Source organism: Kluyvera cryocrescens NBRC 102467, assembly GCF_001571285.1.
Taxonomy (GTDB): Bacteria; Pseudomonadota; Gammaproteobacteria; order Enterobacterales; family Enterobacteriaceae; genus Kluyvera; species Kluyvera cryocrescens.
This window is the reverse complement of record NZ_BCTM01000035.1, coordinates 1-21623: the sequence shown is the minus strand read 5'-3', so window position 1 is coordinate 21623 and position 21623 is coordinate 1. Positions and strand designations below refer to the sequence as shown.

The window sequence follows — 21623 nt, the reverse complement described above, 5'->3', positions numbered from 1 at the left end:
GTAAAGGAGACACCACGTGATTAATCAAACCGTTTCTATTAATAACTTTTCCGGGCTGCTGAAAGATGAGGAGCTTCCTGCAGGTGATTTGCAGACGGTGCTGCTCGTTTTGTCGGAAATCAGCCAGAAACAGGATCATTTTCAGGCCAACACGTCCGAACTCGTCCAGCTCGCCGCGCAGCACTCGCCGACCTTCCAGGCATTACCAGCAGAACGTCAGTCGTTCTTCCGCTCCGTGCTCAGTATGCCGGTCTTCTTTTACACCGTTCCGCTGAGCGACGACGAGGCGGCGGAATGGGAAAAACTCGACGATAAGGATGCACTCCAATGGCAACAAAAACCGGATTTATAGCCCCGCCGTGGCCGCATGTGCGTGGTGATTCCGTTAGTGCCGCGAGCCTGATTTCTCGCATCGAGAAAGAAGCGCATCGCGGCTGCGGCCTGCATTACGAAATCTACCAATATCGCGCCCTGTGCGAATTGCACGATGTTCTGACCAGTCTCAGCGTCCGTGATGCTGAGACGTTCATGACAGTAGCGGCGGATCATGGCTTTAGTCTGTCTGATAACGACTTTCAGGAAAGTCGAATGATGTACTTCGAAACGATGGATGAAATCAGGAGAGATCAAGAATGAGACTGTGGATTGCAGAAAAACCCGCAGTCGCGAGCGATATCGCGAAAGCGCTGGGCGGCAACTTCACCCGGCACGACGGCTATGCCGAATCGGCGACCGATATCGTGAGCTACTGCGTCGGCCACGTGCTGGAAATGGTGCCCCCGGAGACGATCAACCCGGCCTACGCCACCTGGTCGCTCGACACCCTGCCGCTGAAGCTGTACCCGGTACAGCTTCAGCCAAAAGCGAGCGTGGCAAAGCAGGCTAATACCCTGGTGAAGCTGATTCGGCGCCCGGATATCAAAATGGTTGTCCACTGCGGCGACCCGGACGACGAGGGGCAGCTCCTGGTTGACGAGGTGCTGGAGTTCGCCGGAAACACCGCGCCGGTGAAACGGGCGCTTATTAACGACAACACCGCGCCAGCGGTGAAAAAAGCCATCAACTCCCTGCGCGATAACAGCGATTTTCGTGGGATGTACCTGAAAGCCCTGATGCGCAGCGCAGGAGACGCGATTTTTGGCTTCAGTATGAGCCGCTGTTACACCCTCAAAGCCCGCGATAAGGGCTATAAGGGCACGATTTCGGTTGGCCGCGTCCAGACGCCGGTGCTGGGAATGATTGTGCGCCGGTGGCGCGACAATCAGGCGCACAGCGAGGCGTTTTACTACCAGCTCGCAGGGCAGTTTATCAGCGGTACGGACGTTGTCTGCGCCCGCTGGCAGACGTCCGAATACGCGCCGGTGGACGATAAAAAGCGGCTGACGGATAAGGCCTGGGGGGAAGGACTCGCGAGGGCTCTGGCCGGAAAACCGGCCAGCGTGCTCGCGGCCGCCACCGACCGGGGAAAAACCACGGCCGCACCGCTGCCGTTTAACCTGCTGCGCCTCCAGGTGTATATGAACCGCAGGCACAAACTGACCGCGCAGCAGACGCTCGATATCACGCAGAAGCTCAAGGACAGTAAATACATTACCTACAACCGCTCTGACTGTTCTTATCTGTCCGATGAACAATTCAACGACGCGCCACAGGTGGTGGCGGCCTTAAAAACGCTCGACGTTTTTAACGGCCTTACCACCGACACGGCGCAAAAAAGTGCGGCGTTTGACAGTAAAAAAGTCACCGCCCACACCGCCATTATCCCGACGACGAACATGCCGGATTTAAGCCGCCTTACCGACAAGGAAAAGGCGGTTTATCTCACCATCGCGCAGTTTTATCTCGCGCAGTTCGTGGCGAAAAAGCGCTATGACGAGTCGATCGCGGAGATTAAATGCGGTGACGAGATGTTTAAAGTCTCGGCGCGTAAAATCACCGATGCGGGTTTTACGACGTTCCTGAACGACGCGGAAGAAGACGACGAGGAGGACGAAAACAGCACCTCGTTTGAGGCCATCAGCCGCCTGCAAACCGGGGCGACATTAACCTGCCGCGAGGTGGTGATTTCGGAGAAAAAAACTAAACCGCTGCCGCTGTTTACCGAGGCGACCCTGCTCGCTGCCCTCGTTCGCGTGGCCGATTTTGTCGCCGATCCGCGCATTAAAAAATTGCTCAAGGAGAAGGATAAAGACAAAAAAGATGAACACGGCGGCATCGGCACACCGGCGACCCGCGCGGCTATTATTGAGACGCTGAAAACCCGCGATTACATCACCGTGGAAAAGGGCAAATTTATCCCAACTGCCGCCGGGCTGGCGTTAATTGATGCCCTGCCCGACTCGGTGACGCAGCCGGATATGACCGCCGTATGGGCTGAAAAACAGGCGGCGGTTGAAACCGGCGAAATGACCATCGAGCGCTTTATTGATGGTCTTTACGCGGAAGTTTCCCGCCTGGTTGAGAGCGCCGATATTGCCATCAGCGCGACGGAAAAACAGCCCGTTAAAACGGCGCTTAACCGCCTCGCGGTTAAATGTCCGTCGTGCGGTTCTGAGCTGGTTATGACGCCGAAAACCTGCGCCTGTACGGGCTGTCAGTTCAAAATATGGCTGGAAGTGCGCGGCAAAAAGCTGACGGAAAAACAGGCCGAGAAGTTAATCGGCAAGGGCAAAACCGACGTTATTAAAGGTTTTAAATCGAAGAAAAACGACGACACCTATTCGATGATCGTCACGCTGAAAAACGCGCAAACCGGGGAACTCGGTTTTGAATATCCACCACGCGATCCGCTGAAAGGATTGAACGTATCTATGCCGAAGGAGCTGAAATTATGAACCGTATCCAGGACGAATTAACCTCAGAGCGCGCGCTGAAAAAGTTTTTACGTGAAAGTGATTTTGCCTTTCTGGAGATGCTGAGTGCACGTATTTCAGCAGCGCTTGATGAAAAACGCGCAGAGCATATCGAGCAGGAAAAGCTACGCCGACAGCGGGAAGAAAAGCGCAATGAATTGCTGGCGCTGATTGAATCGGAGGGCTTTTCACCGACAGAGCTGGTTAGTACAACTCCCGCCAAAAAGTCGGCAAAACGCAAAGCTAAATATCAGTATTTTGAAAACGGCGTGCATAAAAAATGGTCAGGCGTCGGACGCGTGCCGGTTGTAATTCAGCAAGAACTTGACGCCGGAAAACCTCTTGAATCCTTCCTTATTACCACCGACTAACAACGGCACAGGGTCGGTTTTGACCTGGTTTTTCGGGCTTCGAAGACTGGCGAGCATGGCGATTCAATTTTGAAAAAATTGCTAATCGACAGGCCGCCTGAGTCTGCGAAGTGGCAGGAGGCGAGTAAATTCAATTTCGAAGAAATTGCTAATTTGCGTCGCCGATTCCACTTTTTGAGCGCTCACCCCAAGTGAGCCGAAAAAAGCCGGGGGGGCCGAATAAATTTTGCCGCCCCAGCGAGCAAAAAGACGCGCCCACGCGTCGGTTTATTTGGGGGGCTTGCCCCCCACACCGTCGTGCCTAAGTCTCCGGCCAAAAGCCGGTAGCGTGGCGCGACCACCCCCTAAAAAGCCTAGTTTCCCTTTAATTCGTCTTGTGAGGAACGAACAAGGCGAAGAAAAGGGCTAAAACAGGCGTCTTTTAGGGGGTGGTCGCGCGTAGCGCGCGACGGTGTGGCCTCTTTTGACCTTGGGGGTTTTGGCCGGGCGTTCAGCCAGGACATTACCCCCATGCGACATGCAGTAAGGGCGTCCAGCCCGCGCGTAATGCCGCACGCCGTTAGATCGCGGGAGTGTACCTCCTGCGATCATGGCCGCTTAGCGGCCACTTCTTTTGCAGCATGGAATCGGTCAGTCAGAACGATCACAACCTGTGACCGTTCTGACTGACCGATGGTGCTGACCGAATTTAAGTGAAGGAGAATATCGTGATATTCGACAAACTGAATCATTTGCTGTCGCCGATAGCAAATGCCGTCCTGGCCTTTATCGCCTTTTTGCAGGCGCATCAACTGGCGTTAGCGCTGCTGTCCGGCGTCATGCTGCCTTTTATATTTTCTGCGAAACACGGCGGTCAGGAAAAGCCGACGTTTCTGCAAAGGATCTTAATTCTGCTTTCCATGATCTGTTTTGTTTTCGGCTCGATAGCGCCAGTGGCCGTCTGGTTTTTACAGCGCATTTATGGCCGGGAAGATATCGCCAGTCCGCCGCTGCTTACCTGGACAATGGCGCTACTGTTTACCGTCGCCGGTTTTATTCTGCACGTGGTTTTACGGCGTTTGATCTCGCCTGAATTTGATAAGGTCAAACGCGGCATGGTGAAAAAAACCAGCATGGAGCGCGACCGCAGAACCGACGTTCGCCGGGTAAAAGAAATTTTACCCGTCACCACAGAATACGATCCGATGGATTACATCGATCTGAATAAGGGGATTTTTATCGGGCTGAGCCGCGAGGGTGAGCCGCAATATATTCCGTTAAAAGAATGGCAGACCCAGCACGCCGACATTATCGGCACCACTGGTGCCGGTAAAGGCGTCGTAACCGGTATTCTGCTTTATCAGAGCATCCTCGCCGACGAGGGCGTTTTTGTTCTCGACCCCAAAAACGACGAGTGGGCACCGCACCTGTATAAAAAAGCGTGCGCGGACGCCGGAAAACCCTTTGTGCTTATCGACCTGAATAAACAGGAATACCAGATGAACCTTATCGACGGTATCACCGCCGACCATCTGGAGGAATTATTCGTGGCCGGTTTCAGTCTGGCGGAAAAAGGCGAGGCGGCGGATTTTTACCGTATCGACGACCGCAAGGCGGCGAGAACGGCGGCGCAGTTCGTGAAGGATAATCCGGGCGCAACCGTGCGGGATATTTATAACGGCGATTATGTTCAGGGCATTGGCGAGACGATTAAAGCCTTTCACGGTAAAACCGAGGAGCTGGCAATGCTCAACAGCATTAACGCGCCAGGCGGTTTTGCGCTGAAGGAGATTTTCGACAAGGGCGGCTGCTGCTATATCATCGGTTCGATGCGTAACTCTAAAATCATTACCGCGCAGCGCATGATTTTAGTTCGCCTGTTCCAGCTCGCGGAATTGCGCGACCGCGTCGCGGGGAATATCCGCCCCATCGCCATCTTTAAGGACGAGGTGAAATATCACCTGTCCAAACCGGCGCTCGAAGGGTTAGGCGCGGCACGCGATAAAGGCGTCCATATATTAATGGCGCACCAGTCAATTGCCGACCTGCGCGACTGTCCGGCGGATTTAAACGGCGACGCCGTGGTTGGGGCGGTTGTGGAAAACTGCAAGTTTAAGCTGGTATATAAACTTCAGGATCCAGACACCGCCGAATGGATTGCGCGCATGTCGGGCACGATTTTAGTCGATGATGAAAGCCGGAAAGTCACCACCACGGCGGTGCTGACAGAAAAAGTCGATAACGAGCGCATGCTTCGGCAGGCGGAAAGCTATTACATCGACAGCAATATGCTCCAGAACCTGCCGAAGTTCGTCAGCTATATCTTCAGCCAGAACGCGCTCGCGTTCCCGTCGTTAATCTCACCGCTCAAGGTTAAAAAAGCCCCACTGGAGCTGTTTACCCTGCCGCCGGTCGCAGTCGCTACGGTGGCAGAAGTTAAACCGGTGCTGGATCTGGATTTTGATAAAACGGCTCCGGCAGTTCCGGCACCTGACATTATTCCGGTCAGCGCAACAACCACCAAAAAACCCTCAGCAACGGCAATACCCACTCCGCCGGTGCAACCTGACGAGGAGTGGCTGATGGCATCACAGCCCGCTCCAAATGACGAAATACATTCGTTGCTGGATTTATAAAATAAGGAGTTTCTATGCTTATTTCGTCGTATCAGGAACGTTATGCACGCAGCACTGAAAAAATTCGCGTACTGCTGAATTTTCTCAAGGAGGAAACCTACAGCGATTTTCAAATCATAAAGCTGCTTTTTGATTTTAAATCTGACCGCCCTCTCTACCGGTTGTTGGAGAAGGTGGAGAAAATGGGGCTGATTCAGAAGCACGTGCATGAATCCCGCGCGTCGAGAATATCCCTGTGGGGCATTACCGCCGACGGGCTGGCCGTTATCCTCACGGCGGACGACAACATAATGCCCGCCCGCTTTGAACCCTACCGCCTGACCGGCTGGTCACTCGACCATCACCTTGATAACCAGCTAGTGCGCCTTACGCTGGAGAAGAACGGCGCGACAGGGTGGATTAACGGCGACCGTTCAACGTTCCTCAGTCAGTACAGCGTCAAACACCGTCCCGACGGGCTTATCAGCCTGCCGGACGGCAGGCTGATCGCCGTTGAAACCGAACGACGTATCAAAACAAAGGCGCGCTATCAGTCCATCATGGCGAGCCACCTGCTGGCTATCAGCGATAAAAAATGGCGGTACGCGTTTTACGTCGCCCCGGACGAGGCGAAAAAGCGCGCCCTGAAGATTATTTTCGACAGCATCGCCAGCGTGATCGTGAAAAACCAGCATGTGCAACTGGAGGCAAAACACCGCGACGTCTTCCGCTTTTACACCCTCGATGAACTGAAAAACCTGGAGCTGGACAACTATGCGTAAAACCACCCTTCTGGTGCTGGCCGCCGCCCTCTGCGTGCCCGCGTTCGCCACCGCCGCGCCCGTCCTGACGGCGGGTTTTTCGCCGTCTGACGGGCGCCCTGCTCTTGAAATCGTGCTCGGCGCCATAAACAACGCCAGGCAGAGCATTGACGTCGCGGCCTACAGCTTCACCAGTAAGCCGGTCGCGACGGCGCTCGCCGGTGCTAACCGGCGCGGCGTGGCCGTGCGCGTGGTGGCCGACGAAAAGGCGAACAGCGACCGCTACACCGCCGTGACGTATCTGATAAACCAGGGCGTGCCGGTGCACCTTAACGGCCGTTACGCCATCATGCACAACAAGTTTATGGTGATCGACGGCAAAAACGTCCAGACCGGGTCGTTTAACTACACGGCAAGCGCCGTTTCACGCAACGCGGAAAACGTGCTGCTGATCGAGGATGCGCCGCAGCTGGCGGAGACGTACCAGCGAGAATTTAACCGCCTGTGGGATGAGGGCACCCCGCTGAATGCCCTGTACTGAATCAGCCCCGTCTGCGGACGGGGCTTTTTTTTTTACTCCACTTCCAGCCAGGCTTTGCGCCCTTCAAGATGCAGCGCTTTCAGCATGGCGATCACGTCTTCTGCTGAACGTCCGCCATAGTTGAGACGGGTCTGCTCCCCTTCAAACTCCACCACGATAATGGTGTCCAGCGTCACCGACAGCAGCTCGCGGAGATCACGTAGCGTCTGCCCTGTACTGCGTGAATGCATGCACTGGGTTATCCGGTTGGCCGCCTCCTGGCACAATCCCTCTACGGCCTCGCGATATGCCAGACGCTGATCGAGGTTGCCCTCGATGTCGCTGATCAGTTTAACCACCGCCGTTTTGACGGTTTTGATTTCAGGAAATTTCGTTTTTGGGGAGCCTGACTGCTCCAGCGGGGATACGCTGGTCGCCGGTGCAGCTTTAGGGGCGGTTGTCGGGGTGTGCAGGTTCATCGTCATGGTCGTTTCTCCGTCAGTGTGAATTTCGTCTTCGTATCGCCTGACGGTTCGGCCTGCCCGGAGTCGTTCTGGTCAGCAAGGGCGCGCAGCGTGCCATTTACCCTTGCTGACCAGGTTGTGACGGGGGACGATTACCGGAAGCTGATACGCAGGAGAAAGGCATCACAGGAGAAAATGACGATGTGCACACCCGGACTTACCGCCCCTTTAGCTGCGGCGGCGAAAGCCGTTACGTCATTTTTTACGTAAGACATCGCGCCGTTACGTATCCCGGATACGTAACGGCTGCCGCCTGAAAAAGGGTTCATTTTTTTTGAATCTGTCCTGTTTTTTTTCCCGTGCCGGCATCAGCTGCAGGACGTCCTGCAGCTGAGGCCGGCCGCGTTACAGAATTATAAAAAACAGTGACTTATATAATTCCCTCCCTGATTCTCTCTCTTTCAAAAATTCTGAAGCCCTGCACCGCAGGGCTCCAGCTGTCAGCAGTCCATCAGCCAGCGGTGCGCTTTTGAGGCCGCTGCCGCCGCTTTAAAGATGTAGCGCTTGTCTCCCTTCAGGGCTTTCAGCCAGGACGCGATATAGCTTTCATGCTGCACCTCTCCCGTAATTCCCAAATCCGCCATCAGAAACGCGCTGCCCAGCTCGGCGATCAGTTCCTCAAACGCATACGCCTCAGAGCCAAACTTATTGCCTTTTTCACGATTGAGGCGGGACGCTGCCCCCGTCCAGTGAACCAGCTCATGCAGGCCGGTGGCGTAGAAGTTCGCCGCGTCCGCGAAGCGGAACCGCTCTGGCAGGACGATTTCATCGGTGGCCGGACGATAGAACGCCTTTACGCCCTGCTCGGTGATTTTTGCCCCGCTCCGGGTCATGAGTGCTTCCGCCTGCGGCAGCGGATCGAAACCGGCAACCGGCTGCGGCACGCTCTCGATGCTCAGGCCGTCGATTTGCTCCACGTTAAACACGGTAAAGGCTTTCAGCATCGGGATTTTTTCGATTTCCCCGTCCTCGTCCTCTTTCTCCAGAGTCTTGTAAAAGATGGCCGTCGTGCCGTGTTCACCTTTACGAACCTGGCCGCCCAGCTCCTGCGCCTGTTTGTAGGTCAGCCAGCGCTCGTCCTGAAAACCCTGTTTTGCCGCACTACACCACAGCAGCATGATATTAATTCCGCTGTATGCCGTGCCGGTGCTGAAGTTGGCCGGTAATCCCGCCGCTGCGCCGTTGCGAACCCACGGGCACACCCACGGTTTAACGCCGCTTTCCAGGGCTGCAATGATGCTGTCCGTTACGGTCTGGTAAAGGTCTGTTTTGACTGCGCCAGCACGGGCTTTGCTTTTGCCCCTGGAAAATTTCGTTTTTGAGGAGCCTGACTGCTCCAGCGGGGATACGCTGGTCGCCTGTGAAGCTTTAGGGGCGGTTGTCTGAGTGTGCAGGTTCATCGTCATGGCTGTTTCTCCGTCAGTGTGAATTTCGTCTTCGTATCGCCTGACGGTTCGGCCTGCCCGGAGTCGTTCTGGTCTGCAAGGGCGCGCAGCGTGCCATTTACCCTTGCTGACCAGGTTGTGACGGGGGACGATTACCGGAAGCTGATACGCAGGAGAAAGGCATCACAGGAGAAAATGACGATGTGCACACCCGGACTTACCGCCCCTTTAGCTGCACGGGTGAAATCGCCCTTCAGCGTCCGGAGGACAGGTAAAAAAAGCACTGACGACGTCAGTGCTGCCTTTGTGGTGTGCGGTGTTACACTGCCGCAGCCGGTCAGTTCGCCCTTCCTGAATCCGGGGGCGGTTTGTTTTCGGGGACGTTCTGACCGGCACTCCCCCATCACTTGCAGAAATTTCACCGCCCTTTATGTCGCGGTAGGGATACCCGTTACCGGATACCCCCCGCACAGATCCCGGCGTGCGCGATTTACGCACCGGGCTCCTGCCTCGGGTGTCTGGCGGTGAACCGCTCCACAGGCCATGGATGAAGAACCCGAACCCTTGGTAGCCATGCGGCTGCCAGTTTGTTTGCTTTCGTCCAGGTCGTATCATCCTTCTGGCTCCTGCGCCTGAGCGCCCGGCGCCAGAGGTTTGTTACGTGTGTCCTGAACTTCTGCATGGTGGGGAAGTTGCCCGGTACCGAGTGATAGTTCAGGTATCCCTGAACCACTCTCCTGAGCCATTTTCCCTGTTCGGGGATTGAGTAATGCCAGCGCCTTCGCAGACCGTCTTTGATGGCTTTCAGAGTTGCCGTCATCCGATCCCGGCGGGTCTTTCGTATCAGCATGAACCTGCCGTTGCGATCTTTCCCGCTGATGTGCGTGAACCCGAGGAAGTTGAACGTTTCTGGTTTGCCTTTTCCCCTGATGGCACGGTTTTCGGCAGCGAAGCGGCCGAACTCCATCAGACGGGTTTTCTCCGGGTGAACCGTGAGTCCGAACTCCCTCAGTCTGCGCTGCATGGCTATACGGAAGCGCCGGGCATCGTATCGTTTGTCGAACCCGATGACGATGTCATCGGCGTATCTGACCATTACCACATTGCCTGTGGCATAGCGACGTCGCCACTGATGCGCCCACAGATCGAAGACGTAGTGGAGGTATATGTTTGCCAGCAGCGGTGAGATGACCGCACCCTGTGGGGTGCCTTCCTCCGTTGCTCGCCATTGACCCTCCTCCGACGTCCCGGCTGTGAGCCACTTACGTATGAGCCTGATTACCCTCCGGTCGCCGATCCGATGCTCTGTGAACCTGATCAGCCATTCGTGGCTCACCCTGTCAAAGAACTGACTGATGTCGGCATCCAGTACCCAGTTTACGTTAGTGCGTACCAGCCCTGTGGCCAGTGCGTCCAGTGCATCGTGCTGGCTTCGCCCGGGTCTGAACCCGTATGAGAACCCCATAAAGTCGTTTTCATAGACTGCGTTCAGGATTTTCACCAGCGCATACTGGACGATCTTGTCCTCCAGCGAGGCGATGCCGAGCGGGCGTTGTTTTCCATCCGCTTTTGGGATGTAGTGACGCCTGCCGGGCTGCGCCCTGTAGCTGCCCTGATGTAGCCTCCGGTGCAGATCTGTTATGTTGTTCTTCATGTTTCCGGCGTAGTCCATCCACCTGATGCCATCCACTCCGGCGGCCGCTTTCCTGCTCAGGGAGAGGAATGCGGCTTCCAGTGCTTCGACTGTCAGCAGGTGGAACAATGCTGTAAACCGTTCTTTCTTCCGCTGCTTCGCAGCTTCCCGCACGCGTGACAGCCTCTGTGACATGCTTTCCCGGCTCTGTGTCCGGCGCATGTGTGGCTGTTCCGCGTTCCCCTTGGCCCCGCTCCTTCGCTCCACTGACTCCGCTCCTTTCGGGTTGTTCGCCTGCTTCGCCGCTACTATGAGCGAGTCCGACTTCTCCTCTCCGTACATCACCGGCTATGACTCCTCGTCTTCCCGGTGCGGGCCATCTCCGACACTGGCAGATGGTCAGAGGGGAGATCTCCCGGTTCCCGCGTAGAGATCGTATTGACATGCCAGGGTCTCAGACCCCGCCGGGTCCATGTGGCACTCGCAGTATCGCACCCTATGATGTTGCCTTCCGTTAACAGTACAACGTCGGCACCCGGTAATTTAATATACATTTCGTGGCTCAATGGCTGGCCTGTCAACACCCCTGTCAACGCTTCGCCCCATACCTCGCGGTATGCAACGCATGACTCGGGGACCTTGTGGATTGCTGGTCCTTCAATGGTCGGGGACTTTCACCCCTTGATCTCTACCGGTCTCCCGGCGCACACTGTATGTATAACCAGTAAAATTAGAGTGTCAGGAGGAAAGATGAAACTACAACTTTTCAGCACCGGGAAAGAACTCCCGCCACAGGCCCATCCATTGTTTGCCGATCTGGCCAGCTGCGGTTTTCCCAGCCCTGCTGCTGACTATGTCGAGTCCGATCTGGATCTCCATGATTACTGCATACGGCATCCGAGCGCGACGTACTACCTGCGTGCCAGCGGAGACAGCATGGCCGACGGCAGTCTGTACAATGGCGATCTGCTGGTTGTGGACAGTGCTGAAAAGCCGCGGCACGGCGATATCGTTGTCGCCAGCATGCAGGGGGAGTTTACGGTGAAACGGCTTCTGCTGACGCCGCGACTGACGCTGCAGCCCATGAATGCCTCCTGGTCGCCGATTTATCCTGATCCCGACGAGCTGGATATCTTTGGCGTCGTCACGCATATCATCCACCGCCCGAGGGAGATGTACTGATGTTTGCCCTGGCCGATGTGAACAGCTTCTATGCCAGCTGTGAACGTGTTTTCCGCCCGGATTTGAAAGGAAAGCCGATAGTCGTCCTGAGCAACAACGACGGGAATGTAATCGCTCGCAGTGCCGAGGCGAAGCCCTGGATCAAAATGGGAACTCCGTGGTTTCAGATAAAAAACGAAAGATACCCGGAAAAAATATATGCGTTTTCAAGTAATTATGAACTTTACGCCTCGATATCGGCGCGCGTGATGAACTGCCTGGAGGAACTGGCCCCCAGGGTGGAACAGTATTCAATTGATGAGATGTTCCTCGACCTGACCGGCGTGGAGCACTGTATGGGGCTTGAGGACTTCGCCCGGCAGCTGCGTCAGCAGGTGTATGACTGTACCCGCCTGACCATTGGCGTGGGCGCCGGACCAACGAAAACCCTCGCAAAATCAGCCCAGTGGGCCTCAAAAGAGTGGAAACAGTTTCATGGCGTACTCGCTCTGACCAGGGGAAATCCGCAAAGGACGCGGAAACTGCTTTCACTGCAGCCGGTTGAAGAAATCTGGGGGGTGGGTAACCGTATTGCACGCAAGCTAAATGTGCTGGGCATAAAAACCGCGCTCGATCTGGCTCTGACGAACCCGGCCTTCATCCGCAAAAATTTTTCTGTCGTCCTTGAGCGAACGGTACGGGAACTGAACGGGGAAAGCTGCCTTTCGCTTGAGGAAGCCCCTCCGACGAAACAGCAAATTGTCTGCAGCCGCAGTTTTGGCGTGAAGATCACGGAGTACGAGTCACTCCGTCAGGCTATCTGTCAGCACGCAGAGCGGGCCTCTGAAAAACTGCGTAAAGAGCACCAGTATTGCCGGCATATTTCCGTTTTCATCAAAACGTCTCCGTTCGCCATTAAAGAGCCTTACTACGGCAACGTGGCTACGGAAAAACTTCTTACACCCACTCAGGACACCAGGGACATCATTGCAGCCGCTACAACGGCTCTGGAGCGTATCTGGAGGGATGGGCACCGGTATGCCAAAGCCGGAGTTATGCTGAATGACTTCACCGGCTCCGGAGTTTCGCAGCTGCAACTGTTCGACGAACGCCCGCCACGCCCTCACAGTGCTGAGCTGATGAGGGTTCTGGACGGGATCAACAACTCAGGGCTGGGTAAAGTATGGTTTGCGGGGCGGGGTATGGCCCCGGAATGGCAGATGAAACGGGAGATGCTTTCTCCTGCTTATACGACACGATGGTCAGATATTCCTGCAGCGAAACTGGCGTGAAACCATGGCGATTTCACCGTGAAATTCTCAACCTAAACTGCCTAATTACAATAAGTTAGATGTGAAATCGCCATGGCGAAATTATTGACTCAAATTTCTGTCAAGGACTTCGTTGATAGCCTTGTCCAGTTCATCCTGAATCACTTTTGACATACGGCTAAACTCATAAGTCAGCGTGCGCCCTTTCACACGCTTACGCGCGAACTTGTCCTTTTCTTCAAAAGACCAGAGTGGGGAAACCACTGACTTTTCCTTGGGAGATGGATCTATCAATGCCTGAGATGCCTGAGAAATCAGCTTCAGAATACTGGCTTTCTGTTCGTCTTCTGGTCGCTCGCCATCACTCAAAATTGCATCGAGCTGAGCTGATACAGACTGAATGAGTTCTTCAGGCGTTAATCCCTTTTCACCGAGTTTTTCATTAACTTCTAAAAGAAGTTTATAATCACTAAACGATAGCTCCGACTGAACCGGGAACAGAGAAATTAAGTCTTGCGGTACGGCCGCCGCCTGCAGCGCCCTGGTAACTTTAGCCTGAGATAATCCCTCCAGTTCAGCAATTTCCTTTTGATTAAATCCGGACTCTTTAAGAGCGATCAATCTCAGACCAATCTCCCGAAGATTATGTTCTTTAGCTGTCTGGATATCTTTAGCCAGTTGGCGAGCTTCATCAGCTGATAAATGTTCTTCGGTAACCATTACATCAAGGCCTGTACGGACAAAAATTGCTGAGGCTCGCCGTCTTGAACCATCCAGTATCTCAATCCTTTCACTTTGCTTAATACCAATACAGGGAAAGAACTGCTGAAACTTAATCGTCTGGATAATGGATTTCAGAGACTCCCTGGTCAGTGCAAGTTGATCTCTTCCATTGTTTTCCTGGTTTACGAAGGTCTTACTTTCAACTTCAGATGCAGGCACCCGAACAAACCTGAACGTTACCTTCCTGCCGGTTTTTAAGGTAAATACCTGACTTCTACCGGTGTCAGCCATTTCGAGCATTGACGCCTGAGTATTTAACTGTCTGCCGATGGTTTTTCTTTTCTCATTCGACATCACATACCTCCGTTAGTACGAATGAACTCGATGCGATCAAAGACTGCCTTCGCAAAGTCTTCCGCTGCTGATTTTGCGCTTTTTAGTGCCTCTGTACTTCCATCATAGGTTGCTGGATTTGCTGAAATAACTGTGTCAAAAGTCTCCCCACAACGTTCGAAACCATCCAGTCTTGGCAGAACCATGTCTAGCATATCGGCACCGAAAACCTCTTTGGCCTGACTATGGCAAATTTTGTGATCAGACTTGTTCAGGATCTTGGACATGAAGCCGACATTACCGATGAGATTGCAGGTGTGCCCATCCATTTCGATGGAATCTATGAGGGCAGGGAGGCTGGCCACAAACTTCAGGGAAGAATGAAAATCAACCGTCGCCGGTGGAAGAGGGGTCAACATCAGGTCTGCCGCCCCAATGCAGTTTTTCAGGAACGCATCAAGGTGAGGACCACTATCAAGGAAAATAAAGTCGTAGTCATGCTGGAGCTTGTCGATAATGTTCTCTTTAAGCACCGCATGAATATTTTTCCCTGGCAGATGTTCTTCACACAATCCCTTCCAGCCTTCAGCAAGGAATGCATCGTCAATGGAAGCGGGGATTACATCAACACCAGGGATAATAGACGGTACTATAAAATCGGAAAGTAATTCTTCACGAGACACGTTCTGGAGCATGGCCTGAGCAGCCGTATTTTCAACCAAGCCCACTGAATTCTCATGGCTCAGGAACATTGTCAGAGATGCCTGCGGATCGAAATCGATGGCCAGAATACGCAGGTCTTCGAACAGAAGCTGAGGATGAGCTCGAAAAGCATGTGATAATGAAGCGGTAGAAACTGTCTTGGAACCACCACCTTTAAGATTACATACAAAAATCGTAAAGGCTTTATCGAAGCGATCCCTGTACTTCGGTACTTTACGATGGTTATACAGATCGATGACATTCTGAATCGTCATCGCGTATTTCATCGTATTACCAGAAGGTTTCTTTTTAAAAATGTAGCCACCGGCTTCCATTTCGGACACAGCATACTCAACACTGCCTTTACTGAGCTTAGGCAGCTTATACAGAGCGGCTTTGCTGTATTCCTGATAGAACTCGGTAAGCTTCAATTCCTCTTTTTGCTGTCGGATACTTTCGCTCAAAGATGTCAGAAGCTTACCTGCACGTGTAGCGACTTTCCGTAACTGCTCAATATTGTCCATTTATCACCTCATGACGTTTTTTGTCATTTTGAACAAAAAGTGTCATGTTGCAAGAAAAAAATCATATTGTTTTGATTTCGCTCTCAACAGAAGGGGGATGAAGCTCGACGGGCGTGCTACTAAATCACACTGCAGCAACACGCAGACGCACTTTTGACCATCAACAGCAACTCATACAAAAGGGCTTTGAGAAAGGTATTCAACTTGCAAGACAGGAGAGTCATTCAGAAGGATTCTGATTTTAGTTACGACCAGTGCAATGCTGAGCCTTATGTATCAGCGCTCGCCGCAGCCATGTAACCGAGCGTAGCGAGCGAACTGGCGAGGAAGCGAAGAGGAACCGTTCCGGCAGATAGCTCTTACGCTCAGCACAAGAAGAGTTTTCCATCCTCTGTGGGAAACAGGTCAACTTTAATGGACGCTCCGGACTATGGGAAACAGGTCAACTTCGCGGACGGCCCGGACTATGGGAAACAGGTCAACTTCACGGGCGGCCGGGAGTGTGGGGAACAGGTCAACTTCGCGGACGGCCCGGATTATGGGAAACAGGTCAACTTCGCGGGCGGCCGGGACTGTGGGAAACAGGTCAACTTTGCAGACGGCCCGGACTGTGGGAAACAGGTCAACTTCGCGGGCGGCCGGGAGTGTGGGGAACAGGTCAACTTCGCGGACGGCCCGGACTAAGGGAAACAGGTCAGCTTCTCGGACGGCCCGGACTATGGGAAACAGGTCAACTTCTCGGACGGTCGGGAGTGTGGGAAACAGGTCAACTCCGCGTACGGCCCGGACTGTGGGAAACAGGTCAACTTTGCAGACGACCGGGACTGTGGGAAACAGGTCAACTTTGCAGACGACCGGGACTGTGGGAAACAGGTCAACTCCGCAGACGGCCCGGACTGTGGGAAACAGGTCAACTACGCAGACAGCCGCGATTGCGGGAAACAGGTCAAGTTAGGCAAGCACTATGGGAAACACAGCAAGTTCAGTATCCCCCCATATGTCAGCAACAAACTAAGGGGGGAGGAAATAAAAATTACAGACTATTGTTTTTTATCAAGAAAATTAAACAGCAAGCGACCATCTTCTTCAGTGGTATATGTTACCTTTAATGGCGTCTTCTCATTAATTTTCTTCAGAGCAGGTTCCAGGAAGGTACGCTTCATTTCAGCAATATTGTTTTTCTGCGAGGCAGGGAGCATAAACCTTTCACATAACCAGTCATGTGTGGTGATCCAGACACCAGTGCTCCGGAACTGACACAGGCTTTCATAAAGCCGGATGACACGAACACTATTAAGCTGGCCACAGTCATAGAGAGAATAGGTAGTGAACTGGGAGGTTAAGCCGACCAGGAATGGCATGACCTTGTAGTTAAATTCAATCTGCCAGGAACCCCGGCCTCGCTTCATTCCTGCTTCAGCCAGCCACGGACGTTTAACTTCTTCAAACTCACCTTCTTTTGGATAAAAGGTAACCGTTGATTCGCCCAGAGCATTTACCCCAGCCTTCACATCACGACTGGCGACAGACGTAGCGACATTGAAGTATTTGACGTAATCGGAAACGCTGATTTTGAAGAGCGGCAATACGTCAGAGTCATCTTCCTGGCTGTCATTAAAATAGGCCTGCATGAGGCATAACCACAGCACACGTTTTGCCTGAAGAGGCAGGTAATATGCAGCTTCGGTCAATTCGTTAGATTGCTTTATACTGGCGCGTTTTTTAAACGTTTTAGTAGCTGGCAAGAGTGCTTGAGTATCCATTTCAATGCCTATGGGTAAATTTTTACCCACCCATAATGACAGTGAAAACAGAAATTGCAAGCTATCGCGATACTTATCCACCGGAAAAATCTGCACTTTATCCACAAGTGGATAATTGAGAACTGAACTTGACCTCTTTCCCATAGCTTGTTGATGCGTATCCCATAGCTTGTTGACACAAAACCCACTGATACGTGATTAATTTCCCATATTATGTTTACCAGTTGCCCATACAGGCCCCCTCTCAGGCCGCACTGTACGCGGCTTTCAGGCTCCCTAAAAGATGTAAAATAAAGAAAAAGAATAAAAAAGTACTTTATAAAAATATGCCCGTGGATAAGTGGATAACCCCGAGGAGAGGTGATTTTTCAGGCATTGAGCGTAAGCAGAATTTATAAGTTTTGTTCCCTGGTGCTTCCTCGCTCACTCGGGGCTTCGCCCTGTCGCTCGACTGCGGCGAGCACTGCTGGCTCGATCATATCCGTGGCCGGAAGATACTACTCCTCCCCCGAGTCGCTCTCCAGAGCCGGCTACAGCGAGACAACCCGCACGAAGATTTCTATCGTCCCTGCAGACATATTCGAATCGTTTTTATTAACCCTGGCTTCCGTCGTGACAGAACACTACGTCCTGTAAAAGGGGGACTAAGGCCCCTGAATCACACACCTGAAATTAATAATGCGGAGTTTTACGATAATGTCATTGCTGGAAACTTTCCTGACCGCTTCTCAGGGGGCAACAATCCTGTTCCTTGCCATGCTGATCTACTGGCAAAAGCGATAAATCCAAGCGGGCTGGCCTTTGGCCAGCTTCGCTGTATAAGGGGAAAAATGCGGCATATCCAGACATTTCACTAGGCAATTTGAATTCAGATATCTATGCTTGGGATCCGGTCAACAGGAGGTAACAAGATGAAACTTGAAACTATACAGATAGATAATACCGTAAGGAGTGGTCTTAATTCTTTCACTGACGGGGTGATTATTCGTGATACAAAGGTATTGATCACGCTCAATCTCCCGGATGGACAGAAAACCACTATTGAGGGGGAATGGCGGCATATGTCGGACGCCAACAGGTTGTCAGAACGTATTACGATGCTTCAGCATGCGATCTATGAGCAGTATGAGGAATACAGAGCAGATATTCCCGTCAGCTGGTCCAGATAACGTCTGACAGACCTCCCCGGCGAGCAGGACGTTCGCCAGCATCATTCTCCTAAGTACTTAAATATTCCCTTTCAGCATGGCTACCGCATCCGCTTCGGGCATCTGAAACTGAACTCGATGCCGCGCAGCAACATCAAGTGCGAACACCTTCGTATAGACTTCCGTCGAGCTAATCGATTTGTGGCCCATCAGGCTCTGCAAAACCTTCAGTGGTATGCCGGCATACAGCATATGCATCGCGTAGGAGTGGCGGAACGTATGCGGGGTGACCGGCACCGAGAATGTCACCCCGTCGACGGCGGCCGCTTCAACCGCTTCGCCAATCCAGGTCCGTACTGTCCGGTCGGTGATGTCCCAGATGCGGGCTTTCTCTGTTCTGCCGGTACGCTTGTTGCGTCTTTCCAGCGGAATTTTCAGGGTGGCCACCATCATCTGCAGCTGGCTGACGTAGTGGTGATCGGAAAGCGGAACCAGACGATGAGCCTGGCTACCGGCGGGAGCTCGGCCGGCTGTCCTGGCCGCTTTTTCGGTGCGCTGCTTAAGCGTGGCCAGCTGCACGAACGGATACGGTGGCACCAGCGAAAAATCCCCCCGGGTCAGCGCCAGCGCCTCGTTGATACGTGCGCCGGTGTTCCAGAGGGTTGCCAGCAGCATCTTGCGGTGCAAATCGGGCACATAATGGAGCAGGGCGCTGACTTCCGGTGCCAGCAGGTATTTCGGTAGTTCATCTTGAACGAGCGCCATCTGGCGCAGGGCCAGCGCGGCGGGATAGTCAATGGCCACCGGCATTTGCGCCGGCTGCTGCGGGTGAGAATATGATAAGAGGCCGCTCATTGGTTTGACATTCCATCAGGTATCACTAATTGATTCCACTCCCTGTTGCGGGTAGCTTCAGCAGCGCGCAGGGCTCTTTCGCGCCTCCAGACTTTACGAAACACGGAAACTGCAGACCATTCATCATGACCTGTAAGACGTGTTTCGGGCATCCCGGTTGCCTTGCGCAGACGGACGGCAAGAATGACAGCGTTGATGCCCAAGCGCGTGAACTGATACTGCCGTTCCCTGAAATAGTCCTTATGCCAAGGAGGGTCGGAGTATTCGGCGGCATATGCAATTGCCCTGTGGGCCTCATCCTGGAGCACCGGCAGTTCACGGATGCGATACATAAGACGTGGCTCTAAAGTCCGCCAGTCACCGGAGACATCGATCAGATTCAGTTCAGGGTAATTCGTGACAGCTTTTCTCTCAGGCTGGGGGGCATCATCATCCTGGCCGTCATCCGTCACAACCCGGAAACAACCCTCAGCATACCGTTCAAGCATGAATACCAACTCGGTGGCAATGTAATGCAGTTCCTTTTTCATTTTATCTTCTGACGCCTGTCTCTCACGCTTAAGCGTGAAATAATGTGTCAGCCAGATGCCAGTGAGTGTTATACCCCCAGTAAGCAGGCCAGTGATAAGCCCGGTTGCCACGTTTCCCCAGATCCCCGCCCCTTGATTAATCAGCTGTACGGAAACCGGATGGGATGTCGCAGCAACTATACTCTCAGTTGCGGCCTGTATATCAGTCATTGATCATTTACCCCTTTATATTCCTGAGAAATCCCGCCCTCTGTCCGTAGTCAGCGGCCGGCAGCCAGCTCTTCAGCCAGTTTCACAAACCTTTTGTGCTCAGTCTGCAGGTAATGGCTGTAAATCCGGGCATCACGTTCTGTCAGTCCGGATGGATTGCCGGTGAAGTAACGTTGCAGCACCGCAATACAGTGATTGTAGGTATCGAGATCATATTCCCAGTTTCCCAGCTCACCGGCCGCATCCAGTTCCTGGCGAAACTGCTCGTATTTACGGAGCAGAATGCCAAGACCTAATTCTGTTGCAGCATAAAGATTATTTTCTCCTGGCGCGGAAATCGCATTACGGATTTTTTCAAAAGCATAACTGAAATCATTTCTCTCATTGAATGCAGTAAACATGTCCTTTCCTCAGTTGAATAGTTAGCCGTGCAATTTTACCACACCTCAATCATCGTCAGATGAGTGCCACTCTGTCGCGACAGTGACTTTCACGAGAGTGATTTTCACATACTAAAATAATAAGCAGCCATATAACAACGTAATTAAATTACCTGACGGCCGCTCTGGCCGGATCCGACTTTTATGTTATTCCACAGTTTCCGGAAGTGTACCACGCACACGGAATAACCACAGCGCCCTTTCAGGGTGGTGAGCGGCCGGTCACGGGGCAGGGGAGGGGCACAACATATATGGTCACTGACAGCTGGAAACACCGCTACATCTTGTGTTTCCGGGCCGCTGCGCGCCGGCGGGGCTGAATCAGATCCGGAACTGCCTTTTTTCGGATCTGAGCGGGAAAAGTGAGAAACCAACATAGGTGTAACATATCCATATGCCGGGCATCTGCATAGGCAAAGCATACGCATATACCTACCATCTGCATATGTAACACCTATACAAGCCGGGCTTGCAGGCATATACTTCACCTATGCGGGAATACTCCCTGGCACACTCAGCATATGAGGAAAAACCATGCGCACAGTTTCGATATTTAAAAACGGCAATAACCGCGCCATCCGTCTGCCCCGGGACCTGGATTTTGATGGCGTCAGCGAGCTGGAGATCGTCCGGGAAGGGGACAGCATCATTCTGCGTCCCGTCCGGCCGACCTGGGGCTCGTTCGCGCAGCTGGACAGGGCCGATCCGGACTTTATGGCGGAGCGTGAGGATGTGGTCAGCGATGAAGGACGCTTTGAGCCATGAAGAAAACCTGGATGCTCGACACCAACATCTGCTCGTTCATCATGCGCGAGCAGCCGGCAGCGGTGCTGAAGCGCCTGGAGCAGGCGGTGCTGCGCGGTGATCGCATTGTGGTCTCGGCCGTGACGTATGCCGAGATGCGCTTCGGCGCCACCGGCCCGAAGGCCTCGCCGCGCCATATTCAGCTGGTCGACGCGTTCTGCGCGCGCCTCGATGCCGTCCTGCCCTGGGACCGCGCCGCGGTGGACGCCACGACGGACATCCGGGTGGCGCTGCGCCTAGCCGGGACGCCGATCGGCCCGAATGACACGGCCATTGCCGGGCACGCCATCGCGGCGGGCGCCATCCTGGTGACGAACAATGTGAGAGAGTTTGCGCGGGTCCCGGGCCTGGTGCTGGAAGACTGGGTGAAATAATCCCGTAATAATTTCCGTGACGGAGACGACAGACATGAATGGGCTTTGTTGAATAAATCGAACTTTTGCTGAGTTGAAGGATCAGATCACGCATCCTCCCGACTGGATTTGCCCCTATATTTCCAGACACCTGTTATCACTTAAT

At 53.3% G+C, this 21623-nt stretch carries 24 protein-coding genes; 14 read left to right on the top strand and 10 right to left on the bottom strand.

Annotation, left to right across the window (positions count from 1 at the left end):
* The first annotated feature begins 16 nt into the window (after positions 1 to 16).
* The 7 genes from KCR01S_RS19865 (at position 17) to KCR01S_RS19835 (ending at position 7119) form a co-directional block, all read left to right on the top strand.
* Complete coding sequence (locus tag KCR01S_RS19865; protein WP_001776113.1) at positions 17 to 352, top strand: hypothetical protein; 336 nt, start codon at positions 17 to 19, stop codon at positions 350 to 352.
* Positions 328 to 636 carry a hypothetical protein gene (locus KCR01S_RS19860; RefSeq protein ID WP_000212005.1) on the top strand — a complete coding sequence of 103 codons (309 nt, stop codon included), beginning with the start codon at positions 328 to 330 and terminating at the stop codon, positions 634 to 636. Before KCR01S_RS19865 ends, KCR01S_RS19860 begins: the two co-directional genes overlap by 25 nt.
* The gene (locus KCR01S_RS19855) at positions 633 to 2834 is read left to right on the top strand and encodes a type IA DNA topoisomerase (protein ID WP_023281073.1); all 2202 of its coding nucleotides are present in this window, start codon (positions 633 to 635) and stop codon (positions 2832 to 2834) included. Before KCR01S_RS19860 ends, KCR01S_RS19855 begins: the two co-directional genes overlap by 4 nt.
* Positions 2831 to 3223: an H-NS family histone-like protein gene (locus KCR01S_RS19850; protein WP_001079960.1), complete on the top strand. Its 393-nt coding sequence runs from the start codon at positions 2831 to 2833 to the stop codon at positions 3221 to 3223. The genes KCR01S_RS19855 and KCR01S_RS19850 overlap by 4 nt, the downstream gene beginning before the upstream one ends.
* Positions 3224 to 3930: 707 nt before the next feature.
* Entirely contained in the window at positions 3931 to 5838 is a 1908-nt protein-coding gene (locus tag KCR01S_RS19845) for a type IV secretory system conjugative DNA transfer family protein (RefSeq protein ID WP_060617925.1), read from the top strand.
* A 14-nt stretch (positions 5839 to 5852) separates the two neighbouring features.
* Positions 5853 to 6599, top strand: a complete 747-nt coding sequence (mobC, locus tag KCR01S_RS19840) for a MobC family replication-relaxation protein (RefSeq protein WP_001776118.1) — start codon at positions 5853 to 5855, stop codon at positions 6597 to 6599.
* On the top strand, positions 6592 to 7119 hold the full coding sequence (locus tag KCR01S_RS19835) for a phospholipase D family nuclease (RefSeq protein ID WP_001776119.1): 528 nt from the start codon (positions 6592 to 6594) through the stop codon (positions 7117 to 7119). The genes mobC and KCR01S_RS19835 overlap by 8 nt, the downstream gene beginning before the upstream one ends.
* 32 nt (positions 7120 to 7151) lie before the next feature.
* On the opposite strand, the gene KCR01S_RS19830 is transcribed toward KCR01S_RS19835, so the two are convergent.
* The 3 genes from KCR01S_RS19830 to ltrA all read right to left on the bottom strand — a co-directional run bounded on the left by KCR01S_RS19830 (position 7152) and on the right by ltrA (position 10985).
* Positions 7152 to 7583 (bottom strand): hypothetical protein, encoded by a 432-nt coding sequence (locus KCR01S_RS19830; protein WP_001776120.1) that lies wholly within the window; start codon positions 7581 to 7583, stop codon positions 7152 to 7154.
* Positions 7584 to 8062: 479 nt separating this feature from the next.
* The gene (locus KCR01S_RS19825; protein ID WP_001776122.1) at positions 8063 to 9028 is read right to left on the bottom strand and encodes an ArdC family protein; all 966 of its coding nucleotides are present in this window, start codon (positions 9026 to 9028) and stop codon (positions 8063 to 8065) included.
* A 469-nt stretch (positions 9029 to 9497) separates the two neighbouring features.
* The gene (ltrA, locus tag KCR01S_RS19820) at positions 9498 to 10985 is read right to left on the bottom strand and encodes a group II intron reverse transcriptase/maturase (protein WP_004178082.1); all 1488 of its coding nucleotides are present in this window, start codon (positions 10983 to 10985) and stop codon (positions 9498 to 9500) included.
* A gap of 405 nt (positions 10986 to 11390) precedes the next feature.
* Here ltrA and umuD point away from each other — a divergent pair, with 405 nt between their 5' ends.
* Both umuD and KCR01S_RS19810 read left to right on the top strand, forming a co-directional pair.
* Positions 11391 to 11822 carry a translesion error-prone DNA polymerase V autoproteolytic subunit gene (umuD, locus tag KCR01S_RS19815; protein WP_000776034.1) on the top strand — a complete coding sequence of 144 codons (432 nt, stop codon included), beginning with the start codon at positions 11391 to 11393 and terminating at the stop codon, positions 11820 to 11822.
* Positions 11822 to 13093: a Y-family DNA polymerase gene (locus KCR01S_RS19810; protein ID WP_004118291.1), complete on the top strand. Its 1272-nt coding sequence runs from the start codon at positions 11822 to 11824 to the stop codon at positions 13091 to 13093. Before umuD ends, KCR01S_RS19810 begins: the two co-directional genes overlap by 1 nt.
* An 81-nt stretch (positions 13094 to 13174) precedes the next feature.
* Here the strand turns inward: KCR01S_RS19810 and KCR01S_RS19805 are convergent, their stop codons facing one another.
* Positions 13175 to 14149 carry a ParB family protein gene (locus tag KCR01S_RS19805; RefSeq protein ID WP_000064120.1) on the bottom strand — a complete coding sequence of 325 codons (975 nt, stop codon included), beginning with the start codon at positions 14147 to 14149 and terminating at the stop codon, positions 13175 to 13177.
* Positions 14149 to 15354 carry an AAA family ATPase gene (locus KCR01S_RS19800; RefSeq protein WP_000368714.1) on the bottom strand — a complete coding sequence of 402 codons (1206 nt, stop codon included), beginning with the start codon at positions 15352 to 15354 and terminating at the stop codon, positions 14149 to 14151. Before KCR01S_RS19800 ends, KCR01S_RS19805 begins: the two co-directional genes overlap by 1 nt.
* A 414-nt stretch (positions 15355 to 15768) precedes the next feature.
* On the opposite strand from KCR01S_RS19800, the gene KCR01S_RS19795 reads away from it, so the two are divergent.
* Entirely contained in the window at positions 15769 to 16038 is a 270-nt protein-coding gene (locus KCR01S_RS19795) for a hypothetical protein (RefSeq protein ID WP_000339857.1), read from the top strand.
* A 356-nt stretch (positions 16039 to 16394) separates the two neighbouring features.
* Here KCR01S_RS19795 and KCR01S_RS19790 read toward each other — a convergent pair whose 3' ends face one another.
* Positions 16395 to 17261, bottom strand: coding sequence for a replication initiation protein (locus tag KCR01S_RS19790; RefSeq protein WP_004118283.1), 867 nt, complete (start codon positions 17259 to 17261; stop codon positions 16395 to 16397).
* Between the two features lie 534 nt (positions 17262 to 17795).
* Between KCR01S_RS19790 and KCR01S_RS25390 the strand changes: the two genes are divergently transcribed.
* Positions 17796 to 17900 carry a hypothetical protein gene (locus tag KCR01S_RS25390; protein WP_032409716.1) on the top strand — a complete coding sequence of 35 codons (105 nt, stop codon included), beginning with the start codon at positions 17796 to 17798 and terminating at the stop codon, positions 17898 to 17900.
* A gap of 128 nt (positions 17901 to 18028) precedes the next feature.
* Positions 18029 to 18286: a hypothetical protein gene (locus KCR01S_RS19785; RefSeq protein ID WP_000764642.1), complete on the top strand. Its 258-nt coding sequence runs from the start codon at positions 18029 to 18031 to the stop codon at positions 18284 to 18286.
* Positions 18287 to 18343: 57 nt separating this feature from the next.
* On the opposite strand, the gene KCR01S_RS19780 is transcribed toward KCR01S_RS19785, so the two are convergent.
* The 4 genes from KCR01S_RS19780 to KCR01S_RS25890 form a co-directional block, all read right to left on the bottom strand.
* Positions 18344 to 19120 (bottom strand): site-specific integrase, encoded by a 777-nt coding sequence (locus tag KCR01S_RS19780; RefSeq protein ID WP_000015958.1) that lies wholly within the window; start codon positions 19118 to 19120, stop codon positions 18344 to 18346.
* Positions 19117 to 19860 (bottom strand): hypothetical protein, encoded by a 744-nt coding sequence (locus KCR01S_RS19775; protein WP_000129823.1) that lies wholly within the window; start codon positions 19858 to 19860, stop codon positions 19117 to 19119. The genes KCR01S_RS19780 and KCR01S_RS19775 overlap by 4 nt, the downstream gene beginning before the upstream one ends.
* A gap of 50 nt (positions 19861 to 19910) precedes the next feature.
* Positions 19911 to 20261: a hypothetical protein gene (locus tag KCR01S_RS19770; protein ID WP_000493378.1), complete on the bottom strand. Its 351-nt coding sequence runs from the start codon at positions 20259 to 20261 to the stop codon at positions 19911 to 19913.
* A 143-nt stretch (positions 20262 to 20404) separates the two neighbouring features.
* Positions 20405 to 20779, bottom strand: coding sequence for a hypothetical protein (locus KCR01S_RS25890; protein WP_024130061.1), 375 nt, complete (start codon positions 20777 to 20779; stop codon positions 20405 to 20407).
* Between the two features lie 55 nt (positions 20780 to 20834).
* Between KCR01S_RS25890 and vapB the strand changes: the two genes are divergently transcribed.
* Positions 20835 to 21065: a type II toxin-antitoxin system VapB family antitoxin gene (gene vapB / locus KCR01S_RS19765; RefSeq protein WP_001261276.1), complete on the top strand. Its 231-nt coding sequence runs from the start codon at positions 20835 to 20837 to the stop codon at positions 21063 to 21065.
* Positions 21062 to 21478: a type II toxin-antitoxin system VapC family toxin gene (locus tag KCR01S_RS19760; RefSeq protein ID WP_000754566.1), complete on the top strand. Its 417-nt coding sequence runs from the start codon at positions 21062 to 21064 to the stop codon at positions 21476 to 21478. Before vapB ends, KCR01S_RS19760 begins: the two co-directional genes overlap by 4 nt.
* Positions 21479 to 21623: the final 145 nt, after the last annotated feature.